Annotated in this window: 10 protein-coding genes; 6 read left to right on the top strand and 4 right to left on the bottom strand. The window is 44.1% G+C overall.

Translation table 11 applies throughout. From position 1 onward, the window contains the following. Positions 1-159: 159 nt before the first annotated feature. From glmS to D2V05_RS11100, 3 genes are all read right to left on the bottom strand, one after another. Positions 160-2007, bottom strand: coding sequence for a glutamine--fructose-6-phosphate transaminase (isomerizing) (gene glmS / locus D2V05_RS11110; protein WP_119647724.1), 1848 nt, complete (start codon positions 2005-2007; stop codon positions 160-162). Positions 2008-2134: 127 nt separating this feature from the next. Beyond that, positions 2135-3958, bottom strand: a complete 1824-nt coding sequence (locus tag D2V05_RS11105; protein ID WP_119647721.1) for a DUF4270 domain-containing protein — start codon at positions 3956-3958, stop codon at positions 2135-2137. Between the two features lie 5 nt (positions 3959-3963). After that, positions 3964-4773, bottom strand: coding sequence for a glycogen/starch synthase (locus D2V05_RS11100; protein WP_119647718.1), 810 nt, complete (start codon positions 4771-4773; stop codon positions 3964-3966). Positions 4774-4875: 102 nt separating this feature from the next. Between D2V05_RS11100 and panC the strand changes: the two genes are divergently transcribed. The 6 genes from panC (at position 4876) to D2V05_RS11070 (ending at position 11921) form a co-directional block, all read left to right on the top strand. After that, positions 4876-5724, top strand: coding sequence for a pantoate--beta-alanine ligase (gene panC, locus D2V05_RS11095; protein ID WP_119647715.1), 849 nt, complete (start codon positions 4876-4878; stop codon positions 5722-5724). A 12-nt stretch (positions 5725-5736) separates the two neighbouring features. Then, the gene (gene panD / locus D2V05_RS11090; RefSeq protein WP_119640500.1) at positions 5737-6087 is read left to right on the top strand and encodes an aspartate 1-decarboxylase; all 351 of its coding nucleotides are present in this window, start codon (positions 5737-5739) and stop codon (positions 6085-6087) included. A 2-nt stretch (positions 6088-6089) separates the two neighbouring features. After that, positions 6090-7055 carry a lysylphosphatidylglycerol synthase transmembrane domain-containing protein gene (locus tag D2V05_RS11085; protein WP_119647712.1) on the top strand — a complete coding sequence of 322 codons (966 nt, stop codon included), beginning with the start codon at positions 6090-6092 and terminating at the stop codon, positions 7053-7055. A 25-nt stretch (positions 7056-7080) separates the two neighbouring features. Beyond that, a complete protein-coding gene (locus D2V05_RS11080; RefSeq protein ID WP_119647710.1) occupies positions 7081-8226 on the top strand; it encodes an alpha/beta hydrolase in 1146 nt (381 codons plus the stop codon). A gap of 124 nt (positions 8227-8350) precedes the next feature. Beyond that, positions 8351-9709: a DNA repair protein RadA gene (gene radA, locus D2V05_RS11075; RefSeq protein WP_119647707.1), complete on the top strand. Its 1359-nt coding sequence runs from the start codon at positions 8351-8353 to the stop codon at positions 9707-9709. A 58-nt stretch (positions 9710-9767) separates the two neighbouring features. Beyond that, a complete protein-coding gene (locus D2V05_RS11070) occupies positions 9768-11921 on the top strand; it encodes an outer membrane protein assembly factor BamB family protein (protein ID WP_119647705.1) in 2154 nt (717 codons plus the stop codon). A gap of 2 nt (positions 11922-11923) precedes the next feature. On the opposite strand, the gene D2V05_RS11065 is transcribed toward D2V05_RS11070, so the two are convergent. Continuing rightward, entirely contained in the window at positions 11924-12964 is a 1041-nt protein-coding gene (locus D2V05_RS11065) for an NADP(H)-dependent aldo-keto reductase (RefSeq protein ID WP_119647703.1), read from the bottom strand. Between the last annotated feature and the right edge of the window lie 5 nt (positions 12965-12969).

Below are 12969 nucleotides of genomic sequence, written 5' to 3'. Positions count from 1 at the left end.
AAATGGAAAATAATGTATCTTCCATTTCCATTATACAAATATGAAAAAAATTATGCGTGCATAATACTTTTTCAATAAAAATACATAAGATAATATACATATTTAATAAAAAAAGCGCCCGTTTGGGCGCCTTTAAATTCAATATCTTGATTTTTTAAGTTACTCCACAGTAACCGATTTTGCCAAATTCCTAGGTTGATCCACATTACAACCTCTCATAACGGCGATATGGTAGGAAAGCAATTGTAAAGGTATAGTGGTTAAAAGAGGTGAAAGGCTCTCAGAAGTTTCTGGAACTTCTATGACGTGGTCCGCCAATTCCTTAACAGATTGGTCACCTTCCGTAACGATGGCAATAATCCGTCCTTTTCTGGATTTAATTTCCTGTATATTGCTGACCACCTTCTCGTAATGTCCTTTTTTGGTGGCAATGACCACTACGGGCATTTGTTCGTCTATCAAAGCGATAGGACCGTGCTTCATTTCTGCAGCAGGATATCCTTCTGCATGGATATAACTGATTTCTTTCAATTTAAGCGCCCCTTCCAAAGCCACTGGAAAGTTATAGCCCCTGCCCAAGTAAAGACAGTTAGAAGATTCTTTGTAGATATCGGAAATTTGTTCCACCACTGGGTTCGACAACAAAGTCTTCTCCACTTTGGCAGGGATTCCTTCCAACTCTGCCAAAAACTCATGATACTTGGATTGTGACAAAGTTCCTTTTTCGTATGCTAGTTTAAGAGCGATCAAGGTCAATACCGTTATCTGGGTCGTGAATGCCTTAGTGGATGCCACACCAATCTCGGGTCCAGCGTGGGTATAGGCCCCGGCGTGGGTTTCCCTGGCTATGGAAGACCCCACCACGTTACAGACCCCAAACACAAACGCCCCTTTCTCCTTTGCTAGTTTGATGGCTGCCAAGGTATCCGCTGTTTCACCAGATTGAGAAATGGCGATAAGTACATCCTTTTCGGTGATGACGGGGTTCCTATATCTAAATTCAGAGGCATATTCGACCTCAACAGGTATGCGGGCCAAATCCTCAAAAATGTATTCGGCGACCAATCCTGCGTGCCAAGAAGTTCCACAGGCCACAACGATAATACGATTGGCGTTCAGGAATTTTTCCAGATTCTGGTCGATTCCCGCCATTTTTATGATTCCCTTATCGGCCAAAAGTCGACCTCGATATGTGTCCAGAATGGCCCTTGGCTGTTCATAGATTTCCTTAAGCATGAAATGGTCATACCCCCCTTTTTCTATTTCCTCAAGGTTCAACTGGAGTTCCAAAATGTTAGGGTAGGCTATTGCATCGTCCTTTATCTTACGTAATTTGATTTCCTTACCGACACGTATAATGGCCATTTCCTCGTCTTCCAAATACACGGCATTGTTGGTGTATTCTATAAAGGGCGAGGCATCGGAAGCAATAAAATATTCGTTTTCCCCTATACCTATGGCCAAAGGACTTCCCAATTTGGCCACTACAATCTCATCTGGTTTGGTACGATCAAAAACTGCAATGGCATAGGCACCAACTACTTGGTTAAGGGCTATTTGCACCGCCTTTCCCAATTTGACCCCTTCCTTGCTTTTTACCTCTTCGATAAGATTTACAAGTACTTCGGTATCGGTATCCGACTCAAAGGTGTATCCACGTTTGATAAGTGCTTGTTTAATGGCATCATAATTTTCAATGATTCCATTGTGGATAATGACCAAATCCCCGGAATTGGAATAATGGGGATGGGAATTTACATCGTTGGGAACCCCGTGTGTCGCCCATCTGGTATGCCCAATTCCCAACTTTCCTGATGTAGGAATTGAGATTTCGGCCTTGTTCTTCAAATCCTCCACCTTTCCCTTCGTCTTGGAAAGATAAGTATTCTCTCCATCAAACAGAGCTATTCCTGCACTGTCATAACCTCGGTACTCCAATCTTTGGAGCCCTTTAATAAGAATGGGATAGGCTTCCCGATGACCAATATATCCTACAATTCCACACATAAGCTTTTTTTTAGTTAACGTCCACTATTAGAGGTAAGTGTTAGTCAAATTTATAATCTATACGTGTAAACTTATAAATACGGTTGTTTAAAACGATAAAAGCCCATATTTCATCTACAAGTAGTATTTAATTGGCCTCGGTATAAAATATTTCCAATTTCAACTTTTTGGCTTCCTCCCCAGCTTCTACATTGCTGCCATAAAGAACCGTTCCCAATGGGCTTACAGTAGACATAACGGGATAATACACTTTTTGCATACCACTCTCCACTGCTTCTCGAACATTGGGAAAACCAATATTGGCAGTCGTGGTCAAAGCAAGCTTGGCATTTGTGGAATCCCTTACTATGATATCGTTGATGTACTCTGTTATCCTTATGGTATATTTAACACCTAAATCATTCTCCTTTTCAAGAATGCCATCATGATTGGTGTAGTACCTCAAAGGGTTAATAGTAGTGGCAGGTGTGCCGCTCTCGTTCGCGGCATCATATAAAGGCATACTCGTTTCCCCGTTATAAAGGTACAATCTTGGGGGTTCTACAACCGTTCCGGCCATATCCAAAGTTTCCCTGTCAACATAAAACACCAAATTGGCCTCATTGATTACCCATTTCTTGGATTTGATCTGGTCGATGATCTCCGACCCTCCATTTTCGGCTTCGTCAAACAGCCTGATCTCTGCCAAGGTTGCTCCTCCCTTTACATAGATCCGGGAAGCGTTTTCCCCATTGTCCAAGGAATTGGCAATATCAGTCGGTAGTAGCTCATTTTCAAATACATTTACTGCATTTCCAACTATTCCGGTTGTGCTGCTGCTTGTTAACAGATTCAACACAAAATCCTTTTCCGCGGTTACCGTATCCTCCGTTTCAGAATCATAATCCTGATACTCGTACGTAATGGTTATGTTGGCCTCTGTCAAATTAAACAGGAACATCAACTCTTCCATATCGGTTCCTGTAAGGTAGATTCCCCTGAGAAAATTTTTAAAGTTGGACTGATTCAACAACTCAGCTTCCCCCTCTTTATCCAAAATGTTCTGTTGGAAAAAATCCTTGTCCAATGGAACGCGTATCCCAGGATTTAATCTGGTATCCACTTGGGTCGATTCATCCACATCCTCCGTATCAGGATCATCTTCTTTGAAGAAAAGCATGTCTTCGTTGCTGATAGCCACCTCTCCATTGAAAAGGGTTTCCCCTATAAAAGCTGAAAAATCTTGGTTGGAATAGTACTCTTGGGCCTCTTCAAAACCCGAGTTGGGATCCAAATCCCGAAGAAAATAATTCGACCTTGAAACCGTCAGGTTAAAGGTCTTGGTCTTATCTCCATAAATACTGTCCAAATCAAATCGTTGTGGGTAGCTATTGGCCACAAAGTCATCGCCCGTCCCATCCTCATTGGGGTCAAATGGATTGGAACCAATAATTCTTTCCTGGTTATCCGTTACCCCATCCCCATCCCAATCGGAATTGGGATCGTTTACATCATCACCATTCTCAAATTCATCATCTACTCCATCCCCATCACTATCGGCCGAAGGTGGCAATTGAAAGGGAATGTATAAATAGACTTCCTTTACAGTCTCATTTTCCACAACCGTAGATGCGCTGTCATCGGAATCTGCCTTGTCTTCAGAGGCTTGTGACAAATCCCCAAAAGTAACCGGGGTGCCGGGCAAGTTGAGCTGCGATATAATACTCGCTTTTCTCTTTCCATACACGGGATCGTTATACGTTCCCAACTGGTATAGCGGTAGTTTATTGGTCTGCACGGCCGTAATGCCCTTGTTAAAGGCAAAAACATCGTATTCTACCTTTCCTGTGATAAAGGGCTCACCCGAAACCACTCCTTCGCCAATGGTATCCAACTCATCGTCACAAGAAGCCATCAGTAGAAACAAAGTTCCGAAAACTACCGAAACTCTAAAGATCTTGGAAAATCTCATGCAATTTATTTTAAAACCTCTGTTTTATAGAAATTAGTGTATGCCTCTTCCGCTTCTTGGAGCGAAACGTAGGGCAGAACAGGTTTGGAAAGTTTTTCGATGTACTCCTTTAAATCCCCCTCCAACTCATCCGAGGCTAAAATAACCGCATCGGAATGATCTACGGCAACCTTTAACAAATTATTATAGTCGGGTTTTACCAAGGCTGAGATTTCTTCCTTGTCAATTCCGTCAAAGGCAATTTTATTGATCATCTCACTATCCAGATCGCCTTCAAAACCCTTACCATATACGGAGGTCACAATTCTGCTGTCGGCGAACAAGGGTTCATCTGAGTAATATTTTCGTAGGTAAAGGGGCAATAAAGAGGCCATCCAACCATGCACATGGATGATATCCGGTGACCAGTTCAATTTTTTGACGGTCTCTACTACGCCTTTTGCGAAGAAAATGGCACGCTCATCGTTGTCAGGGAAAAGATTCCCTTCCGAATCCCTAAAAGTGGCCTTTCGCTTAAAATATTCATCATTGTCAATAAAATAAACCTGGATCCGTTCCCTAGGAATGGACGCCACCTTTATAATCAATGGCATATCCATGTCATTTATGACCAGGTTCATCCCCGATAAACGTATTACCTCATGTAATTGATGCCTTCTTTCGTTGATATTCCCGTACCTTGGCATAAAAATCCGTATTTGCCCCCCGCTGCTATTGACCATTCGTGGCGCTTCGTACGACATTAAGGAAACTGGATTCTCTGGGAGGTATGGGACTAATTCAGAAGATACAAACAATACCTTTTTACCATTCATAAACACTTTCTTTTGTTTATCTGAAAAACGTAGCTGCAAAAGTACAAAAATTATGCTGATTACCAGTATTTATAGTATTTTTGCACGCCTTTAAACCTTGAGATGCATTTATTTGACCATAAAAAGGAGCTTGTTTCGTACCTGGATGGGGAACGAAAAAAAAACCGTACCATAGGCCTTGTACCCACCATGGGGGCCTTGCACACGGGGCATATCTCTTTGGTCAAAAAGGCACTTTCGGAAAATGATTTAGTCGTGGTAAGCATTTTTGTGAACCCTACCCAATTCGACAAAAAAGATGATCTTGAAAAATATCCCAGAAGTTTGGAAAGGGATATTGGACTCTTGAAAACCGTATCCAAAAAAATTGTGGCCTTTGCCCCGACCGTGGATGAGATCTATGGTGATCACGTAAAATCGGAATCCTATGAATTCGATGGGTTGGACAAGGTCATGGAAGGAGAGTTTAGGGCAGGGCATTTTGATGGGGTCGGCACCATTGTAGAGCTTTTGCTCAGAACCGTGGCTCCTAACAAAGCCTATTTTGGTGAAAAGGATTTTCAGCAGTTGCAGATCATCAGAAAAATGGCCGAGATCAAAAAACTGCCCTATACCATTATCGGCTGCCCCATTGAAAGGGAACCGCACGGATTGGCCATGAGTTCCCGTAATGAAAGACTATCCAAAACGACTAGGGAACAGGCAGGGTTTATCCATGAAACCCTCCAAGCTGCCAAATCAAAATTTGGCACGGAAAATGCAACAACCATCGCGGATTGGGTAAAATCCGAATTTGAAAAAAGTCCTGTGTTCGACCTGGAGTATTTCGAGATAACCGACGAGGCCACCTTGACCCCCATGTTAAAAAAACAGGACAACCAAAAATACAGGGCGTTTATTGCCGTTTATGCAGACGGAGTTCGCTTAATTGATAATCTAAGATTGAATTGATAATTTTGCACCATGCAAGTAGAAGTTGTAAAATCTAAAATTCACAGGGTAAAGGTAACCGGAGCGGACCTTAATTATATTGGAAGCATCACCATTGACGAGGACCTGATGGATGCCGCCAACATTATTAGGGGCGAAAAGGTACAGATCGTGAACAACAATAACGGTGAACGATTGGAAACCTATGCCATTCCCGGGCCAAGGGGCTCTGGGGAACTTACCCTGAACGGTGCCGCCGCTAGAAAAGTGGCCGTTGGCGACGTGTTGATCCTGATCACATATGCTTGGATGGACATTGAGGAGGCGAAAGTCTTCAATCCAGCATTGGTCTTCCCGAACGAAGCCACCAATTTACTCAACTAGTCTTGGGCAAATCCCTTAAAAAATTCCTGAAGATTTTTGTTCCCATTGCCTTTGGGCTCTTTTTGGTGTGGTATTCCTATAACTCCACCACGCCCGAAGAAAGGAAGGAAATCCTGCATTACATTTCCAATGCAAGCCCCTTCTGGGTGAGCATATCGGTGATCATCGGAATTTTGAGCCATGTTTCCAGGGCCATCCGTTGGAACTATCTTTTGGAACCCATGGGATACAAACCCAAGATTATCAACAACGTGTTCATAGTCCTAATCTCCTATTTTGCCAATTTGGGCATTCCCAGATCGGGAGAATTTTTGAGGGCCACGGCACTGACCACTTATGAAGGAGTCCCCTTTGAAAAAGGTTTCGGGACCATTGTTACGGAAAGGGTCATCGATCTTTTGATGTTGTTGCTTATCATTATGGTCACCTTGGTGTTGCAGACCGATATTATCCTGTCTTTTTTGGAAGAAAAAGGGGTAAACTTGATTGGTGCTGCAGGCATTTTGACCGCGGGTATCGTTGGTCTCTTTTTGGGAACATACGTCATCCGAAGGTCCAAATCACCTTTTGCCAATAAATTGAAATCTTTCTTGAACGGCTTGCTAGATGGTGTGCTCAGCGTCTTCAAAATGAAGAAAAAATGGCCGTTCATTTTTCATACCCTCTTCATTTGGGCTGCCTATTTTGGCATGTTCTGGGTCATCAAGTATACCGTAACCGAAACCATCCCACTTTCCTTGAGCGAACTCTTGGTCGGGTTCGTTTTTGGTGCCTTTGCCATGTCCACCACCAATGGGGGAATCGGCCTGTATCCCATTGCAGTAAGTGCGGCATTGGGCATTTATGGAATCTCTTCCGTTTCGGGCGATGCTTTTGGCTGGATCATGTGGATCGCACAGACCTTGATGGTGGTCATCTTCGGTACAATATCCTTCATAGTATTACCGTTATTGAATAGAAATCGGTAAACCCCGACCACCTAAATCTTAACCAATGAAAAAACGGCTGTTAGTTGTTTTAATAGGCTTGTTGGGCCTGAACCTAGGTGCCCAAGTCAAAAAGGAGATTTTTGAATCCTTCAAACTACAGGAAAGAAGGAATGTTTCCTATTATTTTCCCGAGGACTATTCCGAAGAAAAAACATATCCCCTTTTGGTGGTTTTGGATGCCGAGTACCTGTTCGACCTTGTGGTTGCCAACGCCAAATTCCAAAGCCGGATGGACCGTATGCCGGAAGTGATCATTGTGGGTGTGGACCAAGGAAAAAATGATATCCGACAAGAAGATTGTGCCTATGATGAGCAATCGGGGCTGCCTTCTGAAAAAGGAAAAATGTTCTACGAATTTTTGGGTACGGAGCTTATTCCCTATTTAGCAACGACCTACAAGGTGGCACCTTTCAAAATGTTCATCGGTTATGACATTACAGCCAATTTTGGCAATTACTTTCTGTTCAAGGACAAGTCCTTTTTCAATGCTTATGTGAGCATTTCACCCATATTTGCCCCCGAAATGGAAAATAGGGTCCCTGAAAGATTATCTGCCCTAGATCAAGTCATTTTTTATAATGTGATCGTCGAAAAGGAACCTTCTGACGATAGGCAACGTATACTTCAAATGAACCACAGCATCAATTCCATCACCAAGGAATCCCTGCATTATTTCTTTGATGAATATGAGCATGCGGACCATGTTTCCATTGCGGCCAATGGCATAAGCAAAGCTTTTGACAATGTGTTCAAAATCTTCAGGCCCATTAGTCCAAAGGAGTACAAGACCAGTATTCTTACATCCACCGAACCGGCTTTTAAATATCTCGAGGACCGATATACCATGATCGAGGACCTCTTCGGTTTTTCCAAACCTGTGGAACTGAACGATATTATGGCCATTTATGCCGCTTGTAGGAAAAAGGAAGATTATGAGTCCCTTAAACCGTTGGCGGAACTTTGCAAGAAACAATATCCTGATACCATGATGGGTTTCTATTTTGAAGGGGAATATTATGAGCAGATCGGGGAGCCCAAGAAAGCTTTCAAGACCTTTGAAAAAGCCTTCCAAATGGAGGAAATCGATTTCTTGACCAAGGATATGGCCCTTGAAAAAATTGATGCCCTTAAAGCAGATTTTGGGTATTAGGTTATTGGATTGTTAGACTTTTAGATGATTAGACATCTCTATCCAAAAATCCAGTCGTCCAAAAATCCGATAGTCCAATCCTCCATCTAAATCCATATCTTTAAGCCTTCACCTAATTTGAGGAATGGCCAAGACCAAAACAGCTTTTTTTTGCCAAAATTGTGGCACCCAATATGCCAAATGGGTAGGCCAATGTTCTTCTTGTAAGGAATGGAACACCATTGTGGAAGAAATGGTCCAGAAGGAAGAAAAAAGGAGTTGGAAAACCGATACCTCATCGGTAAAACAGGCCAGCAAACCGCTTCGTGTTTCCGAAATCACACACGAAAAAGAACTTCGCTTGGATACGTTGGACCAAGAGTTCAATCGTGTTTTAGGCGGTGGATTGGTTCCCGGTTCCTTAACGTTGTTGGGAGGAGAACCAGGCATCGGAAAAAGCACCTTGCTGCTTCAGATTGCCTTAAAACTGCCTTATAAAACTCTTTATGTTTCTGGAGAGGAAAGCCAGCGTCAAATCAAGATGCGCGCCGACCGTATTCAACCAAACAGTGAAAATTGCTACATCCTAACCGAAACCAAGACCCAGAATATCTTTCAACAGATTGCAGCCCTGGAACCCGATTTGGTGGTCATCGACTCCATCCAAACCTTGCACACCGATTATATTGAATCCGCTGCGGGAAGCATTTCCCAAATCCGCGAATGTGCCGCAGAACTCATCAAATTTGCCAAGGAAAGTCACACACCCGTTATTTTGGTGGGACATATCACTAAAGATGGCACTATTGCCGGACCCAAAATTTTGGAGCATATGGTTGATACGGTGCTTCAGTTTGAAGGTGACCGTAACTACGTCTACAGAATCCTTCGTTCGCTTAAAAACCGATTTGGTTCCACGGCAGAACTTGGCATTTATGAAATGCAGGGAAGTGGACTACGGGAAGTGAACAACCCCTCTGAAGTATTGATTTCCAAAAATGAGGAAGATTTAAGTGGAACCGCCATTGCTGCTACTGTGGAAGGCATGCGTCCCTTGTTGATAGAAATTCAGGCGTTGGTAAGTACTGCGGTTTATGGAACACCACAGCGTTCCGCTACAGGGTTCAATGCCAAACGCTTGAACATGCTTTTGGCCGTTCTGGAAAAACGGGCAGGTTTTAAGTTGGCCGCCAAGGATGTTTTTTTGAATATCACTGGGGGCATTTCGGTGGACGATCCCGCTATCGACCTTGCTGTTATGGCCGCCATATTGTCCAGTAATGCGGATATATCCATTGAAAAGGGCATCTGTTTTGCTGCGGAAGTGGGCCTTGCCGGAGAAATCCGTCCGGTACAGCGTGTGGACCAACGCATTCTGGAAGCTGAAAAACTAGGTTTCTCCACCATTTTTGTTTCCAAGAACAATAAGATCGGCTTGAAGAACACGGGTATCCAAATCCGAAAAGTTTCCAAAATTGAGGATGTGGTCGATTTCCTTTTTTAACCTCCTTTTCAAAAGTTTCCCTTTTTAAAACCTATATTTAGGAAACCTTCCAATGCACATGAAACGATTTTCGCTTTTCCTGCTGGTTGCCCTTTTGGCTTCCTGTTCAAATGAAAAAACCACATCTTCCAACAAAGACTATTTTACCACTTGGGAACATTATTTAGGTGACCCGGAGCGTACCCACTACTCCAATCTCGACCAAATTGACACCGCCAATGTTGGCCAGTTAAAATTGGCCTGGAGCTATAAAAGTGGGGGACTTCAAGAAGGAAGAACCACCCAAATTCAGACCAGCCCTTTGGTGGTTGATGGAGTTCTTTATGGGGTAAATGCTGCCATAGAACTCTTCGCTATCGACGCCACTAGCGGCAAGGAAATTTGGAAATTCAAACCTGTTTCCAAAGACGAATCTGGCTTGGGCATGAACCGGGGCCTGAACTATTGGAAATCCAATAGCGATGAACCCAGTCGCCTCTTTTTTACTTCTGGACCACGACTTTTTGCCATCGACATTGCAACGGGCAAACCCATTCCTTCCTTTGGAAATAAGGGAAGCATCGATCTAAGAGAAGGACTGGGTCGGGATCCCGAAAAACAGTCTGTGGTATCCAATACCCCTGGAGCCATTTTTGAAAATATACTGATCCAAGGTACCCGTGTTGGTGAAGGACCCGGGGCCTCTCCAGGACATATCCGTGCTTATGATGTAATTACAGGAAAGATTGTTTGGACCTTCCATACCATTCCACAACCTGGTGAGTTTGGTTACGACACCTGGCCAGCAGATGCTTACAAAACATTAGGAGGCGCCAACAGTTGGCCCGGCATGGCCATGGACCTTGAACGAGGTATCGTTTACATTCCCACCGGATCGGCGGCATTTGATTGGTATGGAGGAGATCGGGAAGGTGCCGATCTTTTTGCGAATTCCCTTTTGGCATTGAATGCCAAAACCGGGGAACGCATTTGGCATTTTCAGATGGTGCACCATGATATTTGGGATCGCGATCCGCCTGCTCCACCCAACTTATTAGAGGTGAAAAAAGACGGGGAAATCATTCCAGCCGTGGCACAGGTGACCAAGAGTGGGCATGTTTTTGTGTTCAACCGGGAAACTGGCGAGCCTTTCTTCCCCATTGAGGAAAAAGCCTATCCGAGTTCCAAGCTGATAGGCGAAAAAGCCTATGCAACCCAACCACTCCCTTTAAAACCCGAACCTTTTGCCCGGCAAATTTTAACCGAGAAGGACCTATATGCCCCAAACGAAAAAGCTTTTGTGGATGATTTGGTGAAGGGCAACAAAAGTGATGATGCCCCAACCGTTTTGGAAAAATTCAAATCCATTACCTCCAACGGGCAATTTATACCGATGGATACTACAGGTGTAATCCTATTTCCCGGTGCCGATGGAGGTGCCGAATGGGGAGGCGCTGCAGTGGATCCCCGAAACGGAATCATGTATGTGAACGGAAATGAAATGGCCTGGATCATCAAAATGAAAGCAGTTGGAGGGGATAATAATACCCATATGGGACAGTCCTTAGCCCAGATCCATTGTGCTCGTTGCCATGGTGGCGAGCTGGAAGGACTGGCAGGAATTCCTGAACTTCAAAATGTGAAATTACGCTTGCAGCCTGATTCCATCAAGACCATCATACAAAAAGGAAGGGGCGCCATGCCTGGAATGCCTAATCTTTCCAATGATGAAATTGATGTGATAGCTGAATTTTTAACAGGAATGGAAGAGGCCAAGGACCATCGGGTGGAAAAAATCAAAGTTGATGTGCCCTACTCCGTGGCCAGTTTTGCACGGTTTAAGGATGATAGGGGTTATCCTGTGGTAAAACCGCCATGGGGCACATTGAATGCCATCGACCTGAACACAGGGGAATATCTTTGGAAAATCCCTTTGGGTCATGAAAAAAGCCTGGACGACCCCAATGTCCCTGTTTCAGGGCTTGAAAATTACGGTGGCCCTGTAATCACCAAAGGTGGGGTACTGTTCATCGCTGCCACCAAGGATGAAAAAATCCGCGCCTTCAACATGAAGACTGGACAAAAAATGTGGGAAGACCAATTACCTGCTGGTGGTTATGCCACTCCGATCACCTATCAAGTGGATGGCAAACAGTACATTGTTATTTCCTGTGGTGGAGGCAAAATGGGTACGGCTTCAGGTGACGAATACCGTGCTTATGCTTTGGAATAAGGTTATGGAGCAGGGTTCGGAATGGCGTTATGGATGGCTTCAATACCTTCCAGAACCTCATCCGAAAGGTCCACATCAATGCTCTCAATATTTTCCTTGAGCTGTTCCATGGTGGTGGCCCCTATGATATTGCTCGTTAAAAAAGGACGGGTGTTCACAAAGGCCAAGGCCATTTGCGCCATGCTCAATCCGTGTTCCTTGGCCAATTGGGCGTATTGCTCCGTGGCCTGGGTAGCCGTATCACTGCTGTATCTGCTATAATTGGGGAAAAGGGTAATCCTTGCCTTTCTGGGTGGAATTTCCGATAAATATTTACCGCTGAGCACCCCAAACGCCATGGGCGAGTAGGCCAACAACCCTATTTTTTCCCTTGTGGAAATTTCAGAAAGTCCCACCTCGAACAAACGGTTCAACAAACTATAGGGGTTTTGTATGGTGAGCATTCTGGGCAAGGATTGGTGTACCTTGCTTTCCTCCAAATAGCGCATGGCCCCCCAAGGGGTTTCGTTTGAAAGGCCTACGTGCCTGATTTTTCCTTCGGCGATCAGGTCTCGAAGGGTTTCCAAAATCTGGTGGATGTTATCTTCCCAAACGTCAATGGCATGGGAATTGAACCCTCGTTGTCCAAAATAATTGGTGTTCCTTTCTGGCCAATGCAATTGGTATAGGTCGATATAATCCGTTTGCAACCGCTTCAAGCTTCCTTCCACGGCACCTATGATGGATTCTTTACTGAAACCGGTGCTACGGATATGTTTGCCTCCATGTCCTGGTCCCGCAATCTTGGAAGCCAAGACCACTTTATCCCGGTTTCCCGTCTTTTTGAACCAGTTCCCAATGAATTCTTCCGTTACCGCATACAATTCCTTTTTGGGTGGAATGGGATACAATTCGGCAGTATCAAAAAAATTCACTCCTTGATCCAAGGCATAATCCATTTGCTCAAAGGCTTCATCCTGGGTGTTTTGTCGCCCCCAAGTCATGGTCCCCAAACAAATTTTACTGATCCTGATATCGGTATGTGGAATTCTGGTGTATTTCATTGTTT

The sequence above is a fragment of the Flagellimonas pelagia genome (assembly GCF_003584135.1).
Classification (GTDB): Bacteria; Bacteroidota; Bacteroidia; order Flavobacteriales; family Flavobacteriaceae; genus Flagellimonas; species Flagellimonas pelagia.
Note: the sequence above shows the minus strand (reverse complement) of the source record. Positions and strands in the feature narration are given on the sequence as shown.